The sequence below is a fragment of the Sulfuricaulis sp. genome, from assembly GCF_024653915.1.
In the GTDB taxonomy this organism is placed as follows: Bacteria; Pseudomonadota; Gammaproteobacteria; order Acidiferrobacterales; family Sulfurifustaceae; genus Sulfuricaulis.
In genome coordinates this window covers 141,567-164,665 of record NZ_JANLGY010000022.1, presented here as the reverse complement: position 1 = coordinate 164,665, position 23,099 = coordinate 141,567, and the positions used below count along the sequence as shown (strand labels likewise).

The 23,099-nt window shown below is 58.2% G+C and carries 24 protein-coding genes and 1 pseudogene; 7 read left to right on the top strand and 18 right to left on the bottom strand.

Annotated features, from left to right (window positions below; all coding sequences use genetic code 11):
- Positions 1–8: 8 nt before the first annotated feature.
- The 10 genes from prmB to trxA form a co-directional block, all read right to left on the bottom strand.
- Positions 9–932: a 50S ribosomal protein L3 N(5)-glutamine methyltransferase gene (gene prmB, locus NUV55_RS11630; protein WP_296673174.1), complete on the bottom strand. Its 924-nt coding sequence runs from the start codon at positions 930–932 to the stop codon at positions 9–11.
- Positions 932–1,858, bottom strand: a complete 927-nt coding sequence (mdh, locus tag NUV55_RS11625; RefSeq protein ID WP_296673172.1) for a malate dehydrogenase — start codon at positions 1,856–1,858, stop codon at positions 932–934. The genes prmB and mdh overlap by 1 nt, the downstream gene beginning before the upstream one ends.
- Before the next feature lie 40 nt (positions 1,859–1,898).
- On the bottom strand, positions 1,899–2,180 hold the full coding sequence (locus tag NUV55_RS11620) for a hypothetical protein (RefSeq protein WP_296673171.1): 282 nt from the start codon (positions 2,178–2,180) through the stop codon (positions 1,899–1,901).
- 100 nt (positions 2,181–2,280) lie between these two features.
- Positions 2,281–2,679, bottom strand: a complete 399-nt coding sequence (locus NUV55_RS11615) for a hypothetical protein (RefSeq protein WP_296673169.1) — start codon at positions 2,677–2,679, stop codon at positions 2,281–2,283.
- An 88-nt stretch (positions 2,680–2,767) separates the two neighbouring features.
- A complete protein-coding gene (locus tag NUV55_RS11610) occupies positions 2,768–4,021 on the bottom strand; it encodes a malic enzyme-like NAD(P)-binding protein (RefSeq protein WP_296673168.1) in 1,254 nt (417 codons plus the stop codon).
- 53 nt (positions 4,022–4,074) lie between these two features.
- The gene (locus tag NUV55_RS11605; protein WP_296673167.1) at positions 4,075–5,556 is read right to left on the bottom strand and encodes a M48 family metalloprotease; all 1,482 of its coding nucleotides are present in this window, start codon (positions 5,554–5,556) and stop codon (positions 4,075–4,077) included.
- Between the two features lie 4 nt (positions 5,557–5,560).
- Positions 5,561–6,286 carry a thermonuclease family protein gene (locus NUV55_RS11600; RefSeq protein ID WP_296673166.1) on the bottom strand — a complete coding sequence of 242 codons (726 nt, stop codon included), beginning with the start codon at positions 6,284–6,286 and terminating at the stop codon, positions 5,561–5,563.
- A 38-nt stretch (positions 6,287–6,324) separates the two neighbouring features.
- Positions 6,325–6,531 (bottom strand): 50S ribosomal protein L31, encoded by a 207-nt coding sequence (rpmE, locus tag NUV55_RS11595; protein ID WP_296673164.1) that lies wholly within the window; start codon positions 6,529–6,531, stop codon positions 6,325–6,327.
- A 152-nt stretch (positions 6,532–6,683) separates the two neighbouring features.
- Entirely contained in the window at positions 6,684–7,940 is a 1,257-nt protein-coding gene (gene rho, locus NUV55_RS11590; protein ID WP_296673249.1) for a transcription termination factor Rho, read from the bottom strand.
- Between the two features lie 186 nt (positions 7,941–8,126).
- Positions 8,127–8,453: a thioredoxin TrxA gene (gene trxA, locus NUV55_RS11585; protein ID WP_296673163.1), complete on the bottom strand. Its 327-nt coding sequence runs from the start codon at positions 8,451–8,453 to the stop codon at positions 8,127–8,129.
- Positions 8,454–8,633: 180 nt separating this feature from the next.
- Between trxA and rhlB the strand changes: the two genes are divergently transcribed.
- Positions 8,634–10,154, top strand: a complete 1,521-nt coding sequence (gene rhlB, locus NUV55_RS11580; RefSeq protein ID WP_296673160.1) for an ATP-dependent RNA helicase RhlB — start codon at positions 8,634–8,636, stop codon at positions 10,152–10,154.
- A 22-nt stretch (positions 10,155–10,176) separates the two neighbouring features.
- On the top strand, positions 10,177–10,734 hold the full coding sequence (locus NUV55_RS11575) for a cupin domain-containing protein (RefSeq protein ID WP_296673158.1): 558 nt from the start codon (positions 10,177–10,179) through the stop codon (positions 10,732–10,734).
- 144 nt (positions 10,735–10,878) lie between these two features.
- Here NUV55_RS11575 and NUV55_RS11570 read toward each other — a convergent pair whose 3' ends face one another.
- Complete coding sequence (locus NUV55_RS11570; protein WP_296673156.1) at positions 10,879–12,177, bottom strand: ethylbenzene dehydrogenase-related protein; 1,299 nt, start codon at positions 12,175–12,177, stop codon at positions 10,879–10,881.
- Positions 12,178–12,303: 126 nt separating this feature from the next.
- Entirely contained in the window at positions 12,304–12,651 is a 348-nt protein-coding gene (locus tag NUV55_RS11565) for a c-type cytochrome (RefSeq protein WP_296673154.1), read from the bottom strand.
- A 301-nt stretch (positions 12,652–12,952) separates the two neighbouring features.
- Between NUV55_RS11565 and NUV55_RS11560 the strand changes: the two genes are divergently transcribed.
- Positions 12,953–14,989, top strand: a complete 2,037-nt coding sequence (locus tag NUV55_RS11560) for a cytochrome b/b6 domain-containing protein (protein WP_296673152.1) — start codon at positions 12,953–12,955, stop codon at positions 14,987–14,989.
- A gap of 98 nt (positions 14,990–15,087) precedes the next feature.
- Positions 15,088–16,005, top strand: coding sequence for a Crp/Fnr family transcriptional regulator (locus NUV55_RS11555; protein WP_296673151.1), 918 nt, complete (start codon positions 15,088–15,090; stop codon positions 16,003–16,005).
- On the opposite strand, the pseudogene NUV55_RS11550 reads toward NUV55_RS11555, so the two are convergent.
- The 4 genes and pseudogenes from NUV55_RS11550 to NUV55_RS11535 all read right to left on the bottom strand — a co-directional run bounded on the left by NUV55_RS11550 (position 15,984) and on the right by NUV55_RS11535 (position 18,865).
- A pseudogene (locus NUV55_RS11550) lies at positions 15,984–16,488 on the bottom strand (hypothetical protein). The gene NUV55_RS11555 and the pseudogene NUV55_RS11550 sit on opposite strands and share 22 nt — an antisense overlap.
- Positions 16,489–16,504: 16 nt before the next feature.
- A complete protein-coding gene (gene rluF / locus NUV55_RS11545; protein ID WP_296673147.1) occupies positions 16,505–17,203 on the bottom strand; it encodes a 23S rRNA pseudouridine(2604) synthase RluF in 699 nt (232 codons plus the stop codon).
- Positions 17,204–17,293: 90 nt separating this feature from the next.
- A complete protein-coding gene (gene nhaA / locus NUV55_RS11540) occupies positions 17,294–18,469 on the bottom strand; it encodes a Na+/H+ antiporter NhaA (protein WP_296673146.1) in 1,176 nt (391 codons plus the stop codon).
- A 78-nt stretch (positions 18,470–18,547) separates the two neighbouring features.
- Complete coding sequence (locus NUV55_RS11535; protein WP_296673144.1) at positions 18,548–18,865, bottom strand: DUF6504 family protein; 318 nt, start codon at positions 18,863–18,865, stop codon at positions 18,548–18,550.
- 104 nt (positions 18,866–18,969) lie between these two features.
- Here NUV55_RS11535 and mtnB point away from each other — a divergent pair, with 104 nt between their 5' ends.
- Positions 18,970–19,605 (top strand): methylthioribulose 1-phosphate dehydratase, encoded by a 636-nt coding sequence (gene mtnB / locus NUV55_RS11530; RefSeq protein ID WP_296673141.1) that lies wholly within the window; start codon positions 18,970–18,972, stop codon positions 19,603–19,605.
- 2 nt (positions 19,606–19,607) lie between these two features.
- Here the strand turns inward: mtnB and NUV55_RS11525 are convergent, their stop codons facing one another.
- Positions 19,608–20,369, bottom strand: coding sequence for a hypothetical protein (locus NUV55_RS11525; protein WP_296673140.1), 762 nt, complete (start codon positions 20,367–20,369; stop codon positions 19,608–19,610).
- A gap of 29 nt (positions 20,370–20,398) precedes the next feature.
- On the opposite strand from NUV55_RS11525, the gene NUV55_RS11520 reads away from it, so the two are divergent.
- Both NUV55_RS11520 and NUV55_RS11515 read left to right on the top strand, forming a co-directional pair.
- Positions 20,399–21,805: a nodulation protein NfeD gene (locus tag NUV55_RS11520; protein ID WP_296673138.1), complete on the top strand. Its 1,407-nt coding sequence runs from the start codon at positions 20,399–20,401 to the stop codon at positions 21,803–21,805.
- A complete protein-coding gene (locus NUV55_RS11515) occupies positions 21,806–22,564 on the top strand; it encodes a slipin family protein (protein WP_296673137.1) in 759 nt (252 codons plus the stop codon).
- A 3-nt stretch (positions 22,565–22,567) separates the two neighbouring features.
- On the opposite strand, the gene NUV55_RS11510 is transcribed toward NUV55_RS11515, so the two are convergent.
- A complete protein-coding gene (locus NUV55_RS11510) occupies positions 22,568–23,098 on the bottom strand; it encodes a hypothetical protein (protein WP_296673135.1) in 531 nt (176 codons plus the stop codon).
- Between the last annotated feature and the right edge of the window lies 1 nt (position 23,099).

Below are 23,099 nucleotides of genomic sequence, written 5' to 3'. Positions count from 1 at the left end.
TCACACTATCAGCCGGCCCGGGTAAAGGCATCGTGGTGGCGTTGTAATTCCTCCGCCGTCAGCAAAAAGACGCTCTCGTCTCCCGTTGATGTCGTCAGCCACACGAATGGCACGGACGGGAATTTCTTCTGTAGTGTAATTGCGCTGTTACCCACTTCGCCGACCAGTATTCCACCGAAGGTCAGATGCTCTGGAGCTTCCGCCAGGATACGCTTAATGGCATCCAGACCGTCGCGCCCGGAGATCAGGGCGAGTTCCGGTTCGTAGCGGTATTCGCGCGGCAGGGATTTCATCTCAGCGCGTGTGACGTAGGGCGGGTTGGTGGCGATGACATCGTAGCGCTTGCCCTTGAGCGCCTGGAACAGGTCGGAGCGCAGCAATTGCACGCGCCGACCGAGACGGTGGCGCTTGATGTTGAGGCGTGCCACCGCCAGGGCCTCGATGGAAACATCCGCGGCCTCGACGCGCGCCTTCGGGAAGGCCTGGGCGCAGGCGATGGCCATGCACCCGCTGCCGGTGCAGAGGTCCAGAATACGACTCACACGCTTGGCATCGATCCAGGGCTGAAAACATTCGAGAATGAACTCACCCGTGAGCGATCGCGGCACGATCACGCGCTCGTCCACGTAGAACGGACGTCCTGCAAACCACGCTTCCTTGAGCAGATAGGCCAGTGGTTTGTGAGTTTTGATGCGCTCCGACGCGAGGGCGTCGATGATTTTAATCCGGGAAGGAGTGACCGGCTTATCGAGCCTTTGTGCAAGCCGGTTCGGCGCTATCCGAAGCACGTGGCTCACCAGCCAGGCGGCCTCATCCTGGGGTGTCTCGGTGCCGTGACCATAATGGAGTTTGGCGCGTTGGAAGCGACGTGTGACCGCACGGATGACTTCCGCCGTGGTGCGGGAAGTTTGACGTAACGGTGGGCGCGACACTATTTTTTAAGTTTAACCAGATCTTCACGGACGGATTCAGCCGAGCGCTTGAACTCGGCGGCCTCCTGCGCGTTCAGCGGCAGTTCGATGACCTTCTGCATCCCCTGTTCGCCGAACACCACCGGCACGCCCATGCAGATATCCGTGAGCCCGTACTCGCCGTCGAGCACGGCCACCGCCGGCAGGATATGCCGGCGGTTGCGGCTGATGGCGTCGATCATGAAAGCAATGGACGCGGCCGGCGCGTCATAGGCGCTGGCGGTCTTGCGCAGGCTCAGGATTTCCGCGCCACCCTCGCGTGTGCGCTTGACGATCTTTTCGATTTTTTCCTTCGATAAAAAATGCTCGATGGGAATACCGTTAATGGTGGTGAAGCGTGTCATCGGTACCATGCTGTCGCCGTGGCCGCCGAGCACCATGGCATTGATGTCCCTGACCGAATAGCCGGTCTCCATGGCCACGAAACTGGCCATGCGCGCGGAATCGAGCACGCCGGCCATGCCGAAGACACGTCGTCGTTCGAAGCCCGAGCGTTTCCATGCGGCGTAGGTCAGCACGTCCACAGGATTCGTGACCACCAGCAGCAAGGCCTGGGGGGCATGCTTGATGGCCGTGTCCACGATCTCGTTGAGAACGGCGAGGTTGGTATCGAGCACGTCCGAACGCGACATCCCCGGTTTCCGCGGGACACCGGCGGTAATGACCACCATTTCCGAACCGGCCATGTCCTTTAAATCATTCGAGCCGGCGAGCTTGGTATCAAAATTGTAGATCGGCGCGGATTCCTGGATGTCGAGCGCTGTTCCCTGCGGCACGCCTTCCTTGATATCGATCAGCAGGATCTCGCTGCAAGTCTCATTCTTGGCGAGGTTGTGTGCGGTGGATTCGCCCACGCGTCCGGCGCCGACAATGGTGATTTTTTTCATGACTGTTCCCTTGGTTTTGACTTAACTCTATCTTCCGAAGTTATCTCGGCAACTTGTAACGAATGGAAAGGGTAGCTCCTTTACCACGGGGTGGCTCGAACACAATTTCATCATTAGCTTTCATCAGCTGTTTCATTACCTCACAGCACACAGGCATTCTATGTGTGGAGCCAGGATAGCCGCCAAGTTTGCGATGTAAATCGCCAGAGACGATAGTAACTTCACGAATCCCATATTTATTCGCCACTTTGAATATCTCGCAGAGAGCGGCTCTGAAGGTATCTGTGTTTGGCATGTATAATTTTTTCTCAATTCGTGACATTGAGTTAGTCAGTAGCTGTCGCCAAATCTACTCGTGCCTAAAAGAGTAAACACTTGTGAACGCAGTGAAGTATTTGCAATGATGTGGACATAAAGCAGACTCATTTGGCAAGGAAGAGTTCGGTATAGCCGTGCTTCGCGCAAGTTGCCATAACAGCGATTGTAGCTGGAGAATCATCATTGCTAGTTCCTACTCCGATTACAGACGCTCCTTTCATTGTTTGTTTAAACCATACGGGAGAGACAACATATGGCGCCCAACCAGCATATCCACCAAAACTGTTTTTTGAATTAACCAAGCCACAATACACTTCGATTCCATATTTCGGAAGCGGAACCCATCTAAACTTCGCCGATTCGGAGTCTAGCAATTCGTCTTTTACAACATTTGCTATTATTTCTTTTTCTTGATCAAGAAGCTCACGCGCGAGAACTGGTTGAGAGATTAGAAGCGCAAGACCGAATGGAAGAATATGCAGGTTGTGATTTTTCTTCATCATTAAGGACTCCTTGCCCTTGGATTAAGACCAATCCAGCACACATCAATAGCCAGTATAGCCGGACAGAAAACCTGTCCGGCGTGGAAGATCATTTTTCCGGGCTCGGGTAATGGGCCGGGTATCCCGCGCGCGCTACGCCCGAATCAACCGCGGCTTTGGCCACGGCTGGCGGGACGGTTTTGATCAGGCGCGGATCGAGGGGTTTGGGAATGATGTAATCCCGGCCGTATTCCAGGTGTTTGAGACCATAGGCGCGCAATACCTCCGCAGGTACTGGCTCGTGCGCGAGTTTCGCCAAGGCCTGTACCGCGCCCCTGAGCATGGCGCGCGAAATGGAGCTGGCATGCACGTCGAGCGCGCCACGAAAGAGATAGGGAAAGACGAGCACATTATTCACCTGGTTGGGGTAATCCGAGCGGCCGGTGGCCATGATGAGATCAGCGCGGACACCAGTCGCCACCTCAGGGCTGATTTCCGGATCAGGATTGGCCAGCGCGAACACCACCGGTTTCGGCGCCATGGATACCACCATCTCGGGCGAGACCAGGTTGGGGCCCGAGACGCCAATGAAAACGTCTGCGTCCTGCATGGAATCGGCGAGGGCGCGCTTGTCAGTGACCTGGGCATAGCGGCGCTTGTAAATATTGAGATCCGGTCGGCCGGGGTGAATCACGCCCTGACTGTCGAGCAGCAGCATGTTCTCGCGTTTGGCGCCGAGCGTGATCAATAGCTGCATCGTCGCCAGTCCCGCGGCGCCCGCGCCCAGCAGCACGATGCGCGCCTCGGGCAGATTTTTCCCCTGGAGTTCGAGGGCATTCAACAGGCCGGCGCTGACGATCACGGCGGTGGCGTGCTGATCGTCGTGGAACACCGGGATGTCGAGGCGTGCGCGCAACATCTCCTCGATCAGGAAACACTCGGGCGCGGCGATGTCTTCAAGATTGATGCCGCCGAAAGTCGGCGCGATGTTGGCCACGGTGTTGATGAAGCTGTCGCGGTCGGGCGCGTCGATCTCGATGTCGAATACGTCAATGTTGGCGAAGCGCTTGAATAGTACTGCCTTGCCCTCGAGCACGGGTTTGCTCGCGAGCGCGCCGCGGTTGCCCAGGCCCAGAATGGCGCTGCCATCGCTGATGACCGCCACCAGGTTGCCCTTGTTGGTGTAGCGGTAGGCGGCCTCGGGATCCCTGGCGATCTCGCGCACCGGCTCGGCCACGCCTGGTGTATAGGCGAGCGAGAGATGCTCCTGGGTTTCGCATGGCTTGGTCGGCACCACGGCGATCTTGCCCGGCGTGGGCAGCGCGTGATAATCGAGCGCCGCCTGTTTCTTGTCATTCGTCATAAACTGATTGTAGCCGGCTTGCTAACGCCCGTTTGTCCTGCAATAGATCTTGTCTATTCGATGATCTTGATGAGTTCACCCGCGACCGGTTCGCCGTCCGGGAATTTGTCGTTGATCAGGCGCAGAGTGGATTCGCTGTATTCGGTCAGAGGTGATTTTTTGGCCAGACTGGAAAATGTCTCACCTGCCCGCGTCCGCATCAGGCGCAGGTGCTGGCCTTCGGCCAAGTTCTTTTCCGCGGGCTTCAGGGGGCGCAGGCTAGCGGCGGTGGCAATAAAATTGGGATCAAAGCGAGTGAATGTGGTGGGCTCCTTGGCCGCGCCGAAGAACAAATAGGCATTCTGCCCGTAATGAACGGCAGAGATACGCGTCTCGCGTTTGCCAAAGGGGCCGGCCATCTGATCCGTTCCCATGACCGATGGCAATTTTACATCCGGTATCGGCCTGCCATTGAATTGGGCGCCAAGTTTAACCTGGCTTTTCAGGAATGATTCCGGCGAGGCAGTATTGTCCGAAGGCAGGGCGACTTTCCTGACCAGCACCAGGGCTTCTTTCTGGACTGTCCAGCTGACAATGGCATGGGGGGAATTCTCGATGTGCCATCCTTCGGGAAAGGTTAATGCCAGGTTGAGGTCGCGGTGGTAGAACATGCGACCGCGCCGGATTCCTTCCTTGGCGCTGTCACCGTACGCCAGTTTGTCGATGCGATTGAGATAGTCCTCGCGCTTGATGCCTGGTGCTGAAAGCGTTTTGAACTTGTCCGCTTCCGCGACAACTTCCTGCAATCGCTTGTCGGCGCTGGGATGACTGGCGAAGACACCGTGATAAATGCGTGGTGGGCGCTTCTCGGCTTCGGCGCGTTTTTTCTCGAATTCCTCCTGATTCTTGAGCAGGCCCACGACCCCGATCATCGCCTGCGGGTCATATCCCGTGCGCGCCAGGTACTGGGCGCCGAGGCGGTCGGATTCCAGTTCGTGATCGCGACCGTAACCCGAGAGCATGGCGTTGCCAAAGACATTGAATAAATCCTGTGTGCCCTGGATCCCGGTGGTGGCTCCCACGATGGCCCCCACCACGCCGGTGGCGGTAGCGGCGGAATGTTGGCGCACGCCGTGACGGGCCGTGACATGGCCGATCTCGTGACCCAGCACGGCGGCAAGTTCGGCCTCGGAGTTGATATAAGCGAGTATGCCGCGGGTGATGTAGATATGGCCACCCGGCAGCGCGAAGGCGTTGACCTCCGGACTGTCGAGCACGGTGAAGTGATACTTAAGGTGCGGGCGGTGGCTCTGCGCTCCCAGTTTCTCCCCGATCCCCTGGACGTAGGCCTGGAGTTCCGGGTTGGGGTAGACGTTGTATTGTTGCTTGACCTTGCTGTCGTAACTGTCCCCGAGCTGAATCTCCTTGGCCTCGGTCATGAACACGAGATCCGGCGTGCCAGTGACGGGGTTGGTGGCGCAGCCAGCGGTGAAACCTGCTGCCGTGACGGTCAGCAGCAGGGGAACGAGTAAGTGGTGGATGACACGGTTACGCATCGGCTTAATCGCGCCATGTTAGCATGGCCGGGTGTGCCACACGCAGGCGCAGCCGGCCCTTGGACTCGGTGACCCAACCGCGCGCGATAATGCGGCGGCCGACCCATACGGAAGGTTTGCCGGTAAAGTATTTATTCCAGTCCGCGCGCGGCACGGTCAGTGTCAGGTTCGGCGATAGATCAAAGTACATCAGGTGCCGTCCCTGGCCGTGCCGCAGAATCTTGCCCTCGATGAGCAGAAATCCGGTGTCGCGCCGCGTCAGGCTATCAGCTGGTTTTGGCGTATAGGCAGGTTCGTTCCACACGCCCCGGAGCGCGGCACGCGCTTCGTTCTCGGCGGCTAAATTGGCAGACAGCTTTTCCAGGTTGGGCGGAATCGCGATCGCCCACGCCAGGCCCTCACGCAACAATCGCTCTCCGGCGTCGCTGCCATCCGCCAGCCGGACACGCGCCAGCAGGCGACCATAGTGGTCCTGACGTTCCTGTTCGAACACGAGTGCCACGCGCTTTTTTTCGATAAGGTTGACGAGGCGCTCGCGCGCCGTCCTGGCCAGTGGCTGGTTAGGCGCGCCGTCTTTTCCAAACTCGGGAGCGTTGATACCGATCAGCCGAACTTGCCGGTCATCGGCGAGGACGAAACTGTCACCGTCGAGCACATGCCGGACCGCGACTGTTTCGTCGGCAACAGAAGCCGTTGAGACTAGGATGCCAGAAAACAAAAAGGCGCTCACTCGGAGCGCCTTCTTCAAACTCATCGGAAGCACGAGTGTTATTTTTTCATGCCGTACTTCTGGCGGAACTTCTCGACGCGCCCGCCAGTGTCCACCAGTTTCTGTTTGCCGGTGTAGAACGGATGGCACACGGAGCACACTTCCAAGTGCAGGTCTTCAGCGTGGGTGGAACGGGTCGCGAACGTGTTGCCACAGCTGCAATTGACCGTGATTTCCTTGTAAGCGGGATGGATGCCTTCTTTCATTTCATTGATCTCACTGGATTTCCGCCCTGCGTTGCCCGGGCGCACCTTGAAAGGGCGGGCATTCTAAGCGGAATCAAGAGCTTGGGCAAGCTGCGCGTTTAGCGCTTCGATTTCCGGACGAAATCGAGGGCGCTAAGACAGGGAAGTCTCGTTTAGCGCTTCATGGAGTCGAAGAATTCGCCGTTATTTTTGGTCGCGCGCAGCTTTTCCAGCAGGAATTCCGAGGCCTCGAGTTCATCCATCTGATGCAGCAGCTTGCGCAGGATCCAGATCTTTTGCAGCTCTTCCGGTGCCAGCAGCAATTCTTCGCGGCGGGTGCCGGAACGGTTGATATTGATCGAGGGGTAGGAGCGCTTTTCCGCCAGACGCCGGTCTAGATGGATTTCCATGTTGCCGGTGCCCTTGAACTCTTCGTAAATCACATCGTCCATTTTGGAGCCGGTGTCGATCAGGGCCGTGGCGATGATCGTCAGGCTGCCGCCTTCCTCGATGTTACGCGCTGCGCCGAAAAATCTTTTCGGCCGTTGCAGCGCATTGGCGTCCACACCACCCGTTAAAACTTTGCCTGATGCCGGAACCACGGTGTTGTAGGCACGGGCCAGGCGGGTGATGGAGTCGAGCAGGATCACGACGTCTTTTTTGTGTTCGACCAGGCGCTTGGCCTTCTCGATCACCATTTCGGCGACCTGCACGTGGCGGCTGGCCGGTTCGTCGAAGGTGGACGAGATGACCTCGCCGCGCACCGAGCGCTGCATTTCTGTCACTTCTTCCGGGCGCTCGTCGATGAGCAGCACGATCAGGTACACGTCGGGATGATTGGCGGTAATCGCGTGGGCGATGTTCTGCAGCATCACGGTTTTACCGGCCTTGGGAGGCGATACCAGAAGTCCGCGCTGGCCCCGGCCAATGGGTGCGATCAGGTCGATCACGCGTGCCGTGAGGTTCTCGGTCGAGGAATTGTCGCGTTCGAGCGTGAAGCGGGAATTCGCATGCAGCGGCGTCAGGTTTTCAAACAGAACCTTGTTTTTGGCTTCGTCCGGATTCTGGAAATTAATCTCATCGACCTTGAGCAGGGCGAAGTAGCGTTCGGATTCTTTCGGCGGGCGGATGTTGCCTTTTACGGTGTCTCCGGTGCGCAGGTTGAAGCGCCGGATTTGCGAAGGCGAAACGTATATGTCGTCGGGCCCGGCGAGGTAAGAGGCATCCGCCGATCGCAGGAAGCCAAAACCGTCCTGCAGGATTTCGACCACGCCCTCGCCGATGATGTCCTCGCCCTTCTTGGCCTGGGCCTTGAGGATCGCGAAGATCAGGTCCTGTTTGCGCAGCCGGCCGCCGCCTTCCACTTCCAGAGCCGCGGCCATTTCGGCAAGCTCTGTCGCGGGCTTGCGCTTGAGTTCAGAAAGATTCATCAAATTTGCGTTCATGTGGTCACCGCTTTCCGAACACACTGGGGGGCGCTACCGACCCACCGTGAAGCCCGGGGAATGAATAATCAGGAGTTAGTTGGAAGAAGGAACGTCTTGGAATTTTTGTACTTCAAATAAACGATAGCACCAGTTGCGGCCCTCGTCCAGTACCGAGGGCCGGTGCCGCCTTTACAGATTGCCGTCGATAAATGCCGCCAGTTGCGATTTGGATACCGCGCCCACCTTGGTGGCCTCGACGTTGCCATTCTTGAACAGCATCAGGGTCGGTATGCCGCGGATACCGTACTTGGGCGGCGTCTGCGGGTTTTCGTCGATGTTAAGTTTGGCTACTTTGAGTTTGCCCTTGTACTCCTCGGCGATTTCCAGCAGTACCGGGGCAATGATCTTGCACGGTCCGCACCACTCCGCCCAGTAGTCCACCAGCACCGGTACCTCGGCCTTGAGCACTTCCGTCTCAAAGCTGTCATCGCTGATGTTTACAATGCCTTGACTCATGTGTCTAACGCCTCCGTCTGTATTCAAATGGGATTCGGCCGAACAGCTGGCCGCGGGCAGAATGAATGGGTTGAAGACCCATAGTTTGGGCTGAAAAAGCCCTTAAATGCAAGTCAAACCACATTCATCCCTTAAAAGTGCCGATAGGCAATCAAAATGTTATGCTTGCGGTCCCGTTTTATGAGTGATCACCATCTCACTGACAAGTCCTTCGCCGGACTGAACCTGCCCGAACCCCTGTTGCGGGGTGTGCACGAGGCTGGCTTCGAGTTTTGCACGCCTATCCAGGCCGAGGCCTTGCCTTTGGCGCTCGCGGGCCAGGATGTCGCCGGTCAGGCGCAAACCGGTACCGGCAAGACGGCGGCGTTTCTGCTGGCCGCCTTTAACCGTTTGATGCTGCACCCGGCGGAAAACCGCCGGCCCAACCAGCCGCGGGCGATCATGCTCGCGCCGACGCGCGAACTCGCGGTGCAAATCCACAAAGACGCCGAGGTGCTGGGCCGGCACGCCGGCTTCAAGCTCGGCCTGGTGTACGGCGGCACCGGCTACGACTCGCAGCGCAAGATGCTGGAAGAGGGTGTGGACGTGTTGATCGGCACACCCGGGCGCATCATCGATTATTTCAAACAGCATGTGTTTGATCTGCTCGCGGTGCAGGTGTTGGTGCTCGACGAGGCCGACCGCATGTTCGATCTCGGTTTCATCAAGGACATACGCTTTCTATTACGGCGCATGCCGGAGCCTTCCAAGCGCTTGAGCATGCTGTTCTCAGCGACGCTTTCCTACCGCGTCACCGAGCTGGCCTACGAGCACATGAACAACCCCCAATTCATCAGCATCGAGCCGGACAAGCGCACCGCCGACAAGGTGACGCAGGTGCTGTACCACACTGCCATCGAGGAAAAGATTCCGTTGCTGATACATTTGCTGCGGCAAAAGGACCCCACCCGCAGTCTGGTGTTCACCAACACCAAGGACGCGGCGGAAACCATCTCTGCCTGGCTCAAAGGTAATGGCCTGAACGCCGCGGTGCTGTCGGGCGATGTGCCGCAGAACCAGCGCCTGCGGATCTTGCACGATTTCATGGAAGGCCGGCTGCCGGTGCTGGTGGCGACCGACGTGGCCGCGCGTGGCCTGCACATTCCCGATGTTTCGCACGTATTCAATTTCGATATGCCGCAAAACGCGGAAGACTACGTGCATCGCATCGGCCGCACCGCGCGCGCCGGTGCCAGCGGCGATGCCGTCAGTTTCGCCTGCGAGCGCTATGTTTTTTCGCTGCCTGAAATCGAGGCCTACATCGGACACAAGCTCCCTACCGCCCCCATACTGGCGGAGATGTTGCCGAAGCTGGAGCCGTCGGCCCGACGCGAATATCATCCCCGTCCCGGCGTTGAGCGCGGTCGCGGTGGTCGTCCGGAACGGGGTCGGGGGCGCGATCGTGATCGTGGTGCACGGCGTCCGGAACGTGAACGGCCGCGCGCGCCGGAGGCCAACGTGGCGGTGTCGGAACCTCGCGAGTCTCACCCCCCGGAGCTCGCGCCGGAAGTCCGGGTTCAAGCAGCAGAGCCGCGCACGGAGCGACCTGTTGAGTCGCGGCCGGCTGCCCCCCCGGTGCCGCCCAAGCCGGTGCCGAGTTCGAAACGTCTGGTCAAGCCAATACTGCGCCGCACAGGCGGCGACAAACCGATCATCGGTTAACTGCACATCACAGGAGACGATCATGGCCCGGATCATTTTTCCCGATGGAAAAGAGTTGAAGGACATCCCCGCCGTCCAGAGTCGCCTCGCCGGTATCGGTATCACGCTGCATAACTGGCCAGCGCCCGCGGGCGCGCGCGCAAAAGAATTGCTGGAAAAGAAAAGCCTGAGCGACACCGAAAAGGAAGAGTTGCTGGGTTTTGTCCAGAACCGCTTCGAGGAACTGAAGCGCGAAAAGGGCTACCAGACGCACGACATGGTGGTAATCCACGAGGACATACCGGGGCTGGCTGACATGCTCGCGAAGTTCGACAAGATTCACACCCACGCCGACGACGAGGTGCGTTACATCCTCGAGGGCACCGGTTACTTCGGCTTCGTCGAGCCAGATGGAAAGCAGTTTCTGCTGGAAGTGAGCGGGGGCGATTACATTAACGTCCCGGCCAACACCGAGCACTGGTTCGAAATGCGCGGCTGCACCCGCTGCAAGGCGGTGCGCTACTTCATCGACACCTCCGGCTGGACGCCGAACTACACCGGCCGCGCTCGCGAAATCGCGGAAGCGGCGGCCACGGCCTAGGACATCAACCGCGGTAGTTTTTCCTTTGCCCAAAAAAAACGGCCCACCGAAGCGGGCCGTCAGTCGAGTCAATCCAGCAGGTCTGTCACCACCGGTGCCACAATCGCCGGCAACGCTGCCGGCGATTGCGCCATTAACAACACATTACGGAAGCTTGACGGCCTGGATGTCGGCCTTGGCCCCCAACCCCAACGTCCTGACGAACGAAACCTGGTGACCGCGGGTGGTGATGTTGTCGTCATGCACCGCGAAGCCGACGTGGTAGACCCCGCCATCCTTCAGGGTCTTGTCGTCGTCGTTGGTGAGGCCTAGCGGACGGGTCAGCACCACGGTCCACATACCCTTCTTCCAGCTGCCGGTGGCCTTGTTGTCGGCGCCGGAACCGGTGGCGTCGCTGGCGCTCAGGACGTAGCGCGGCAGCATGTCGCCCTCTTTCCACCCGGCCTTCGGGTCAAAGGGGACGGCGTTCTTGCCCTTGATCAGGAAGCTTTCCTTTTTGCCGGCCTGTTTCGCGGTTACCGCCTTGGCGCCGAATTTTTTGGCGTCGTACATGAACTTGGGCTGTTTGGTGTCCTTGTCCAGGTTCGAGGCGAAGGGGTTCTTGCCGGCGTCGAAATTGCGGTATTCGAGCACGTAACCATCGTCACCCATGCCGACCGGATTGCTGCGGTGGGCGCGCCACTGGATCAGGTCGACGAAGCCGCCATCGGCCTTGATCCTGGCGATTTCTTCAACCGACTTGCCGGTCGTCCAGTCCGACGGGTTGGTGCGCGTGGCCGGCAGGTATTTGCGCACGTCATTTTTCTTGATCGCCGCCATGAGCGGGTTGGCCGCCACTTCGTCCTTGGATTTGACGCCGGGCATGTCGCGCGAACCGTCGTGGCAGGTCAGCCAGCAACCCTGTTCCGCGAATCCCGGCACCTTGCCGTCGTCCAGCATCATGGACAGGCGATCCTCGTAGATGGGCGGCTGCTTGCCTTCCTGGACGTCTTTGTCGAGACGCGGCCCGCCGTAGACCTTCCACTCCTTGCCGTCGAAACGGTAATAGGGGTACTCGATGCCGGCCTTGCCGTTGGTCTTCCACTGGTAACGGAAGTAGGCGTTCTTGGCGTCGTAGGCGGCCTGGACCGACAGTTCCACATAACCGTTTTTGCCCTTGACCGGCATCGGCTCGAGGCGGCCGCCTTTCACCAGCTCGTTCCCTATGTCCTTCTCGGCATCTTCTTCGTCGTGGCATGAGGTGCAGGCATCACCGCGCTTGGTTTCCTTCACGGCGCCTTTGTGATTATCGCTGCGCAGCCACTCATAAGAAGACTGCCCCGGGTAGAACAGCGGCACTTTGACAACGGGAATCTTGGACCAGTCGATGGTGGCCGGATCGGCGGCCAGGGCGGGCCCGGCGGTCAAGGCGGCAAAGGCCAGGATAAATGCTCTCTTGTTCATGATAACTTCCTCCATGACTGATGATGAAACGTTAAGAGCTTCTTGCAAAATCTATGTCGAAGCCCGCGCCTTGCAGCTGAATCGTTGCCGGCCCTGCCATCGGCCGCGTTATTTGAGCTGCCGTTTTTACTTATCGAGCGACAGAATCCACTGCGCCAAATTCTTCATCGCATTCATGTCCTTGGTATCGATGGTCTTGTGTTCTTCTTCCGTGCCGTCTTCCAGCTTGACTATCGGGGCCGTGGTGAAGTTCTCGATCAGCTTCTGTTGGCCTTCCGGTTTGCCCTTGTACTTGGCAGAAATTTTCTTGTAGGAGGGACCCTTTTTAGTCTTGTCAATGGCGTGGCACTTGAAGCAGTCATTTTTTTTGGCAAGCTTCTGGGCCGCGTCCGCATCCACGGCGAATGCCTGCGACGTCGCAAAAATGGCAACGGGAAGAGCTAGCAACAGGCTGACTAGAATTCTCAGTTTCATTCCTTTCTCCGTTCAGGCAGACAACTATTTATTGTCAGGATCATTAACTAACTTTTTAAAATTTCGTCAGGCAAAATGCACCGACACGAATCTGGTCAAATTAATACAGGGAGTGATACATATCGGCTTTGATAAATATCAATTTAGTGCGGGTCAGACTAAATTGATAAATATCAATTCATGGAAAATGGATGTAAATATCATCTGTAGTAAGGTGCTCTGATAGTTGAGCCTTTTTATAAGGTTCTCCTCTTAATTGTCACGCGACGCCGCATCACAGCGACGTTTGGGGGAACAAGGCATGCGCATTAAAAAACTCGTACTGTGGTTGTCGGCGGTGATCGTGTATCTGGCGACTTCCTCAGTTCTTTTTCCAATGGCAGCGACCGCTGCCATAGACGCCAAAAGCCGTGCCGCGGAACCAGCCACAGAAAAACTCGACAACGCCACGTGTCTGATTTGCCACGGCACACAAGCCGAGAAACTGACTGTACGCCGAAAGGACGGGAAAGTTCGCGCGCTCCGGGCGATCGAAGAAAAACCTTTCGAGAAAGGCATCCACGGAGAAATGACCTGCGTCGCTTGTCACCTGGACATCACCAGTAACAAGGCGCCACACAAGAAAGGATCGGCACCCAAGGCCAACTGTGTGACTTGTCACCAGGCGCTGTGGGAAACCGTCAAGGAAGAAAAATTAACCCAGGAAAAAGCACGACTGGGAATCGTGGTCCAGAATATCGACGCGTACAAGAACTCCTATCACGCGCGGCCAAGCGCGGACGATAAAACCCTCCCCAATGCCGCCTGCGACAACTGCCACGATTCCCATTATTTCAATGTCCCGCCGCGCGGCACTTCCAAACGCACCGAGTGGCACCTGACGGTGCCGAAGGTCTGTGGCGAACAGTGTCACACCGAACAGATCGAGAGCTATGCGGAATCGGTGCATGGCACTGAAGTCATGGACAAAAAAAACCCCAAGGCGGCGGTGTGTACTGATTGTCATACCACCCACAACATTGCCAATACGTCCAAAGACGTCTTCAAGCTCCTGATCATCGAGAATTGCGGCACCTGCCACCTGGAAAATTTCCTCACTTACCGGGACACCTATCACGGCCAGGTCACCAAGCTGGGTTACGCGTATACGGCCAAGTGTTACGACTGCCACGACAGTCACAAGATTCTGAAAGTGGATGATCCGGACTCAAAAGTGCACCCGGACAACCGCCTCAAGACCTGCCAGGAGTGTCATGACGGCAAAAAGCTTCCGTTGGCGACGGCGGGATTTCTCACCTTCGGTCCCCATGCCAACGATCACGATTTTGAGCGTTATCCGCAGATGTGGATCGCCTCGAAATTCATGCATTGGTTGCTGTTGTTTGTGTTCGCCTACTTCTGGGCGCACTCACTGCTGTGGTGGTATCGCGAATACAGGGATCGCCAGGACGGCAAGAGCCAGACGCGCGTTCGCGTGGACGAACTGCCGGCAGAGGAAACTAAACAGATCCGGCGTTTCGGACCCGTGTGGCGGATTGCCCATCTCGTCTTTGCCCTGAGCGTCATGGTGCTGATCCTGACCGGCATGGCGGTGTTCTATTCGTATACCGATTGGGCGCCGGTGGTCATGAACGCGCTCGGTGGGCCGAAGGTGGCGGGCATCATTCACCGCACCAGCGCCGCCATCATGCTCGGTATATTCTTCATGCACCTGATCGGCGTCGCCTTCAATATCTACCGCAACCGGAAAACCTTCCGCTGGTTTGGCCCGGACTCGCTGATACCCAACTGGAAGGACCTCAGGGACGCATGGGGCATGTTCGTGTGGTTCGTCGGCAAGGGACCACGACCTGAATTCGACCGCTGGACTTATTGGGAGAAATTCGACTACTGGGCGGTGTTCTGGGGCATGGCCATCATCGGTGGCAGCGGCATGCTGCTGGCCTTCCCGTACGTAACGGCGTCGATCTTCCCGGGATGGATATTCAACGTGGCGTCGCTGGTCCACGGCGAAGAGGCCTTCCTGGCCGCTGTGTTTCTGTTCACGGTGCACTTTTTCAACAACCATTTCCGGCCGGACAAGCTGCCGCCGCCGGATATCGTGATGTTCACGGGCACACAGTCGCTGGAAGAGTTCAAGCGCGATCATGCGCTGCAATACCAGCGCCTGGTGGAGAGTGGAGAGCTGGAGAAGTATCTGGTGGACGCTCCGTCCCAGCCCATGACGCTGGGGTCGAAGATACTGGGTATTACCCTGCTCGTCTGCGGGCTGATACTCCTGATCCTGGTAACAGTCGGCTTCTTCGGCGGTCATACGCCGCACAGCTTTACTTTGTAGCCGGGCTGACGCAGCGGCGTGGGGTTGATGTTGACGATCGTCAATATGTCCCGCGGCCGATCGTGTCAGTTTGTGTCAGTTACGATAGAGACGAAGCGATGAAACGAGGCAGCAAATCATTGAAGCAGCAACGGCACGACGGTCACGCGGATGCCGATCCCGCGCCCGTGTGCGCGCAATGTCAATCGGCGGGCGACGCGTCGACCGCTCCCTGTTCATGTGAAAAGCAGGATTGCCAGTACTGCGAGGCGAAACTGTACGCGGGTCTTTCCGGAAAACAGGTGAATGAAATCCGTGGTCGTCTCAGTCACTGCCAGAGCGGTCCACGCCGGATGCTGTTTCGCGCCGGCGATCCATCGACGCACCTGTACGTGATCCGCGAAGGCCAGGTTAAGCTCACCCGGACGGACATCGATGGCCGCGACCATCTCCTCAACCTGGTGGGTCCCGGTTACTTCCTTGGGTTCGATACCATCGGCAACCCTTCGTACAGCTACAACGCGGAGACCCTCACTCCGATCGTGCTGTGCCGGATCAAGCATAGCGACATCGTGCGGCTGCTTACGGAAGAACCGAGGGTGTCACTCAACGTGCTCCTGGCGGTCAATGAGCAATTGGCGCAGGCGCGAAATTTGATTCGTGTGCTGGGACAAAAAACGGCGGTCGAAAAGGTCGCCGCGCTGCTTCTGAACCTGTATCCACCAAAGACCGACGGCGGAACCGGTAAGGTCATAGTGCTGCATTTGTCACGTCAAGAGATGGCGGAGATTCTGGGCCTCACGGTGGAGACGGTCAGCCGCATCATGGCGGAGCTCCGGCGAAAAAATATTATCCATGCCCCCCGCGGCCGCATCGTGATTTCCTCCCATGCGCGTCTCCGGGCGCTGGCCGACGGCTCGCCACGCGCAAGCCTCTCGAAAAGTGAAGCCCGCTCGCGCCGCCAAAGCGCCCCATCGCCTGGCAAGCCACATTCACGACGTAAGCGCGGAGAGAGTCAGAACTTGCGGCTGTCGTAAGCCCAGTGCAGCAGCGCCTGCCGTTGCCGCGGCCGGCAGGCCTTGTCGCCTGGGCGACAGTTTTTTTATCTGGGCGATGTGCCGGGTCATGGCCTTCCAGCGCTTGATCTGGCGCGCGTCATCCGGGCAGCGCCGGCCCAGGTAGTAGCGGCAATACCATTGGAACCACCCGCGCGGGTCTTCCGGGTAAATCCAGCCTTTCTTCTTCCAGTATGAAAGCGGTTTTGAAGCGTTTACTCCGAAGCAATTCAGTGCCGGATCGTGACGTTCATGACATAACTTGGCTTTGGCGAACCACGATTTGGGAAATTCCTGGCGGCAGTCGGTCATGTACTTGCCACCAAAGACACCGAGTTCAAGCATTTGCTTCGGTGTCAGTTGTGGCTTGAAGTCCGGATGGAATTTTTTGCCGACCGGTACAGAAGGCCAGTAGGTGTAATTTTTCTGCATCAGGTCATTGACCGTCACGCGTCTTTTTTTCATCGTGTCGATTCTCGCGCTAACGTCGTGCATCTGCGGATGGCAGCAGCCCGCGAAGTTCCGCTTCTGACAAATCACGCCACTGGCCGGGCTTCAGGTTGCCGAGTTTGATATTCATGATGCGGATGCGCTGCAGCCGGTGTACTTGGTACCCGAACACCTCGCACATGCGCCGGATTTGCCGGTTCAATCCCTGCGTGAGAATGATGCGGAATGCGCTGTTGGCGACGCGGCTTACCCGGCAAGGCTTGGTGCGGGTGCCGAGAATATTCACGCCGCCGGCCATGCCGGCGAGAAAGGCTTCCGTCACCGGCTTGTCCACGGTCACGATGTATTCTTTCTCGTGATTGTTTTCCGCACGCAGGATGGTATTGACGATATCGCCGTTGTTCGTGAGCAGAATCAGTCCCTCGGAATCCTTGTCCAGCCGCCCGATCGGGAAAATCCGCGCGGGATGATTGATGAAATCGACAATATTGCCTTCGATATGGCGCTCGGTGGTGCAGGTGATGCCGACGGGTTTATTCAGACAGATATAGATATGCCGTTGCTTCGCGCCAACCACGCGCTTGTCCACGCGGACTTCATCGCCCTCATTGACCCGCGTCCCGAGTTCGGCGCGCTGGCCATTGATGGTCACCCGACCGCTGGCAATCCAGGCATCCGCCTCGCGGCGCGAGCAAACTCCGGTTTCACTGATGTATTTATTTAATCTCATCGAACAGTAGAAAAGCCGAATCAGACTGAGACGTTGCCAAATGCAAGAATTGATCGCATTGTCACTGCCAGTTTCGCCGGATAATCCAGCCTAGCCATGCCGATGGGCTGTGTATCGCAGGACCAGGTAACCTACGATCGCCGAGACGACCGAGCCCATCAGGATCCCCAATCGGTCTACCGTTGAATATTCCGCCGCTGTCTGATCGAAAGCCAGCGAGCCGATGAACAGGCTCATGGTAAAGCCGATCCCGCACAGCAACGCGACACCATACAATTGCCACCAGTTGGCACCTTCCGGCAGTTTTGCGAGGCGCAGCTTGATCGTAATCCAGGCGAACACGAACACCCCCGCTTGTTTGCCCGCAAACAGCCCTAGCGCGATACCGAGCGGTACCGGCGCGAAGGCTTGTGCAAGTGACATCCCGGCCAGCGACACGCCGGAATTGGCAAAGGCGAACAGTGGCAGAATTCCGTACGCCACCCATGGATGCAGGGAGTGTTCGAGCTGAACCAGTAGCGGTTTGGCGTTCTTTGCCTTGGTTCTCAGTGGGATCGCGAAGGCCAGCACCACGCCCGCCAGCGTGGCGTGCACGCCGGACTTGAGCACGGACACCCACAGGACAATGCCGACCAGCACGTAGGCGGCCATGTGCACGACGCCGCGGAGGTTCAGGGCGAACAGGACCAGCAGTGCGATGGCCGCCGATGTCAGCGAGATTCCCGAAAGATCGCTGGTGTAGAATAGCGCGATGATCACGATGGCGCCCACGTCATCGAGAATGGCGAGCGTCACGAGGAACAGCTTGAGCGAGGCCGGAACGCGATTGCCGAGCAAGCTCAGCACGCCAAGGGCGAAGGCGATGTCCGTGGCGGTGGGAATCGCCCAGCCTTGCAGTGCTACCGGATCTCCCCGGTTCAGGAAGAAATAAACCATCGCCGGCACGACCATGCCGCCGACCGCGGCGATGGTCGGGAGCAACAACTGTTTATAGCTCGAGAGCCGCCCTTCCAGCATTTCCCGCTTCAGCTCCAGTCCTATGAGCAGGAAGAAAACCGCCATCAGGCCGTCGTTGATCCAGAGCAGCAGCGGTTTGGCTATCTGGAATTCACCGATGCGGATTTCCACCGGCGTGGCCAGAAATCCGTCGTACAGGTGGGTGATGGGCGAGTTGGCGAGCACCATGGCGATGGCGGCGGCGATAACGAGCAGAATGCCACCGGCAGATTCCAGGCGCAGGAAGTCACGGATGATTTTAATCGGCACGTTATTTCTTCCAACAGGTTGAGCGCATAGCCCGGTGTGCCCAAGGCGGGGTCGCCGTCAGATCAGCCCCGAGTTTACTCACTCCGGGCCATGAATGCTGAACAGCCACCAGCGCTCGACCCGTTTGGTGTCGCGCGGCTGTCTTTCAAAATAGATTTTCATGGTTTCGCGGGTGTTCGTGGTGATCTCGTACCAGTGTTTGCGAACATACCGTTCCGGACTGCCGTGATGGCACTTCCCGGTTTCGCGCCAGGTGCGCAGGACCGCTCTCACTACGAAGGTGCGACCGCGCCAGGCGAACTCGCGAGGGAGACCCGGTTCCCCGGCCGCCATGCGCGCGGTGTCATACGTGGCAGTAACGGGCTTGATGGCTTCGCTGACGAATCGCTCAGGCATATTGAATTCGCAGACAACACAAGATGTAGACATTGAAAATGACGCCTCTTAACATGCTCATGATGACGCCCGGCCCCGATTCAACGCAAGTCGCTAATTAAGTAATGGCCCATTCTCTCGACGACCTCCCGCCACGCGCGGCACTGGTGGAAATTGCGCGCGATTTCCATGCACGCGGCTGGATGGCCGGCACGGCGGGGAACCTTTCCGTGCGCGAAGACGACGGGCATTTCTGGATTACAGCGAGCGGTAAACCGAAAGGGCGGTTGGAGGAAACCGATTTCCTGCTGGTGCGTGTCAAGGATGGCGAAGTGGTCGAACGCGTGGGGCCGGACAACAAACCCTCGGCCGAGACCTCCATCCACCGGGCGATCTACAGCTTGTTCCCCACCGCGCGCGCCTGCCTGCATGGCCATATCGTGGAAGCGGCTGTCGCGGCAGACCGGGCGAAGCAAGGCGCGAAGGGCCTGCGACTACCGGCCACCGAGATGATCAAGGGCTTCGACATTTGGCAGCAGAATCCCAAAGTGGATTTACCGCTGTTTGAAAATCACCTCGATGTCACGAAGATCGCCAGGGATATCGAAACACGTTTCAAAAAATTGAAACCGGCTGTCACCGCCATGATGATCCGTGCCCACGGTCCGACCGTGTGGGGCGCAAGCCTGCAAGAGGCATACAACCGCTTCGAGATTCTGGAATATCTACTGCGTTATCAGGCGCAGACCCGCGCGCGTTAAAGCTAGAACCCGGCGCTGACGTACAAACCGAAGCTGTCGCCATCCACCTTGTTGGTAATCGCGCCACTGGTCATTACTAACGGTTGATTCGATTCATATTCGATCAACGTGTAGCGTGCGCCCAGCTCAATGCGCTCCGCTACCATGTAACCCGCTTGCAGCAGGAATCCCATTGAATCATCGAAATCCACCCGGCTGGTGGAGCCGTTGATAGTCGCTTCAAAGGTTGGAGACAAGTGATAGGTGATACCGGCACCGAGGGCGAAATTTCCCTGTCGCGAGATTACGAGGACATCCAATGGCCAGCGGTCGAAGTCGGCCTCGCCATTGGAAGCATCGACGCTGTCAAATTTGTAATTGATTCCTGTCCGCAGACGCAAAGATTTGTCGGTATTGAGGTCAAAGTCGTAACCAATTCCCAGATTCAGGAGCTGACCTGCCTGAAGGTCGCCACCACCACCGCTGACGACCGCCAGCTCATCGCCACCAAAGGCAATTTCACCGGTAAGCACGAAGCCTGCCGACTGTGCACTCAGGGGGATGGATGTAAGAAGCGCGAACCCGGTCGCGATCAGACTGTCTATAGCCCTGATTTGAAAATTTTTTTGTTGTTGCATGGGAAAAATCCTCCACGGGTTGTTTTTCTGGAAAGGTAAGCCATGGCGACTTGTTTGTCCGTCAATAGCATACGGATACCGGGCTACTTTTTTCAAGTATCCGGCGGCCATCCGGCAAATGCCACGGCTGGTCGCGATTTCTCCCAAGCTGCGCTTCTCTGGTATGGTGTCACGTCATGAAACGTTTGCGCATGGTGTTTTTTGGTCTGCTGGTGCTGTGGCCCGGTTTCGTGTTGCATGGCGACACCGCCGGGGCGGGCAAGGTTGTGCTGCTCAATATCGGCGGCGCCATCGGGCCGGCGACCAGCGACTATGTCCACCGTGGCCTGGAAAAGGCCAAGGACGCCGGCGCCGTGCTCGTGGTCCTGCGCATGGACACGCCCGGCGGGCTCGATACCGCCATGCGCAAGATCATCCAGGACGTTATCGCCTCGCCGGTCCCGGTCGTTACGTTTGTCTCCCCTTCGGGTGCGCGTGCCGCCAGCGCCGGCGCTTACATCCTGCTGGCTTCCCACATCGCCGCCATGGCGCCCGCGACCAACGTCGGCGCCGCCACGCCGGTGCGCATCGGCGGCGTGCCCGATCCGGGCGCGGGTTCCAAACCGCCGGAGCAGCAGAAGGAAGACAAGCAGGATTCGGCTGACAAGAAGGGGAAGGACAAGAAAGAAAACCCGGCCAAGGCCGGCAAGCCCGGCATGGACGAAAAGGCGTTGAATGACGCCATTGCCTACATCCGCGGTCTGGCGCAAATGCGCGGACGCAATGTCGAGTGGGCCGAAAAGGCGGTGCGCGAGGCCGATTCCATTTCCGCCGAGGAAGCGGTGAAGCAGAACGTGGCCGATCTGATTGCGGCCGACACCGCCGACCTGCTCAAGAAACTCGACGGGCGCAAGCTCAAGCTTCAAGGCCGAGACATCACCCTGAAGACTCAGGGAGTGGAGCTGCAGGCCTACGAACCCGACTGGCGCAACAGGATGCTGGCGGTTATCTCCGACCCGAACGTGGCCTATATCCTGATGCTGCTCGGCATCTATGGCCTGTTCTTCGAGTTGTGGAATCCCGGCTACGTGCTGCCGGGCGTGGTCGGTGGCATCTGCCTGCTGCTGGCGCTGTATGCATTTCAGGTGTTGCCCATCAATTTCGCCGGCCTCGGCTTGATCATTCTCGGCATCGCCTTCATGGTGGCCGAGGCCTTCATGCCGAGTTTCGGTGCGCTCGGCATCGGTGGCGTGGTCGCCTTCGTTGTGGGCTCGATCATCCTCATGGACACCGACGTCGAGGGGTACACCATCGCCTGGCCATTGATCGCCTCCGTCGCGGTCGTCAGCGCGGTGTTTTTCTTCGCCGTTGTCGTGATGGCGCTCAAAGCACGCCGGCGCGACGTGGTCAGCGGCCGGGAGGAAATGATAGGGGCTATTGGTGAGGCGCTGGAGAATTTCAAGGAAGCCGGCCGTGTGCGTGTGCACAGCGAGCAGTGGCAGGCGCAATCGAACGTCGCTCTTAAACGTGGTCAGAAGGTGAAGGTGCTGGCACTGGAAGGATTAGTATTAAAGGTGGAGCCGTACAACCCGGAGGATAAATAAATGCAATTGATCTCATCGAGTTTTATTCTGGTCGTCATCGTCCTGCTGATTTTCTCGGCGTTCCGCATTTTGCGCGAGTACGAACGCGGCGTGGTGTTCATGCTCGGGCGCTTCTGGAAGGTCAAGGGACCGGGCCTGATCCTCATCATCCCCGGAATTCAATCGATGGTGAAGGTAGACTTACGCATCATCGTGATGGACGTGCCGCCGCAGGACGTGATTTCGCGCGACAACGTTTCGGTCAAGGTCAACGCGGTGGTATATTTCCGCGCGCTCGACCCGCAGCGCGTCATCATCCAGGTGGAGGATTACTACTCCGCCACCAGCCAACTGGCTCAGACCACGCTGCGCTCGGTGCTCGGCAAGCATGAGCTCGACGAAATGCTGGCCGAGCGCGACAAGCTTAATGCCGACATTCAGAAAATTCTCGACGCGGCCACGGATGCCTGGGGTATCAAGGTCACGAGCGTGGAAATCAAACACATCGACATCGATCCCACCATGGTGCGCGCCATCGCACAGCAGGCCGAGGCCGAACGCACGCGACGCGCCAAGGTGATCCATGCTGAGGGCGAGCTGCAGGCGGCGGAAAAGCTGGTCCAGGCTGGGGATCTTTTGAGCAAGAGCCCGTCGGCCCTGCAGCTGCGTTATCTGCAGACCATGGCCGGCATGGCCAACGAGAAAAGCAACACCATTGTCTTCCCGCTGCCGATGGACCTGATTACGCCGTTCCTGGAGATGGCAAAGAGGATAAAATGAGGCTTACTGTACCAGCCACGCGTCGATGGGCATGGCACCGGTGGTGAAGCCGAGTTCGAGCGAGGCCGCGTAACCCTCGGCATTGGGCAGCGCAGTCCCAGTCTGCACAATAAGGCTAGGCACGCCCTGGATTACGGTGAGCGGCTTCCATTTGCCATCCGGTCCACGCATTACCAGCGGTTCCTCATTCAACTGGAAATGTGGCGCCCACTTGCCATCGGCGTTCGGGTAGTAGCGCGCCTTCACGATGAACAGCAGCGTGCTGCCCCCGCCCGTGGTTTTGTAGAAATTCACCGCGCGTTCACCCGGGCGGGTTTCGGATGAGACGGACTCGCCGGCGCGGATGATCCACTTCTCGCGCGGCTTGCCCTTGTCCTTCGATTCAACCACGCCGCTTTTCACTTCAATTTTTGTCTGTACCGCCTTGGTATCCTCGGTGTGCTCCAGGATCATGAGCACAACGGGAGCGGCGTGCAGGCCGGGGGCGAATGCCAACAGGAGGATTGTCAGGAAAAGAGTGACGCGATGGATCATG